The organism is uncultured Sphingorhabdus sp. (assembly GCF_937872355.1).
Lineage (GTDB): Bacteria > Pseudomonadota > Alphaproteobacteria > Sphingomonadales > Sphingomonadaceae > Sphingorhabdus_B.
This window is the reverse complement of sequence record NZ_CALMSV010000119.1, coordinates 1-1,084: the sequence shown is the minus strand read 5'-3', so window position 1 is coordinate 1,084 and position 1,084 is coordinate 1. Positions and strand designations below refer to the sequence as shown.

The window sequence follows — 1,084 nt, the reverse complement described above, 5'->3', positions numbered from 1 at the left end:
GCCTATCAGGCTAATTTCGGCGACAATTTCCGTGTATCGTTCCATATCCAACCAGGTGGGCTTGCGCCCAATGCGGAGAATATCTCCAACCTGCCCAAAGGCTATTATGAGCGCATCCAGATCGGCATGTCCGATGCCGACAAGCGCCGATTCATCCATAATAAATTTGGCGCGGTGCGCGACGGCAATCCGGTTTATTCGCAATATAATGACGATCGCCATTGCGTTGTCGGCCTGCATGTCGACAAGCGGCTGCCGGTGCATATCGGCTTGGATGGCGGCAATACCCCTGCCGCCCTTTTCGGCCAGAAGGGGCTGAATGGTCAAATCCGCATAATCGACGAATGCGTCGTGTTCCAACCCGGCAAGGACAACCAGTTGCAGGGGCTTGGAGCCAAGGAATTTGGCCAAACGGTCGGGCGCTATTGGAACGAAAATTTTGCAGGATGCAAGATTGGTAGCGTGAATTGGGCTGATCCGGCCTGTTGGTATGGTGACAGCGACAAAAACCGCGAAGATCGCGCATGGATTTACCGCTTCTGCGAAGGCTTCAACGAAACTGCTATCGGGGTGAAGCTGAAAATGAAACCGGCGCCGGTCAAGGGCAACCGCGTAGGCCCGAGGCTGGAATCGGTGCGCGATGTGCTGAAAGGCGCGCTGGACGATCAGCCCGCCTATGTAATTTCCGACCGCTGCCGTGTGCTACGCGAAGGCTATAATCGCGGCTATGTGACCGTGCGGGTGCAGTTTTCAACAGGTGGCGGGCGCTGGTCCGACGAACCGCTGAAAAACGATTTCAGCCATGTGCACGATGCCAACCAATATCTCGTGCTGGGCCTGACCAAATTCGATGGTTGGGAAGATGCCGCTGCAGGGCAGGCGGAGCGCGACCGATCGCGCACGCGTGCGCGCGGCAAGATCAATTACGGCAACAGTCCATTTGCACATCAAGGAGGTTGACGATGGCAGCTGCAGTTCCATTTGTTCCCGTTATTGCCAGCGTCATTGGCGCAGGAGCCAGTCTTTTAGCGAAAAAGCCAAAGGCTCCCAAGCCTGTCTATGCGCAGCCTGCAGCGACACCGCG

The 1,084-nt window shown here is 56.4% G+C and carries 1 protein-coding gene; it reads left to right on the top strand.

The genetic code is table 11. The annotated features are described in order from the left end of the window. Positions 1-960, top strand: a 960-nt coding sequence (locus tag Q0239_RS07105) for a hypothetical protein (protein WP_298600442.1), incomplete at its 5' end; no start/stop codon positions are given. Positions 961-1,084 lie beyond the last annotated feature (124 nt).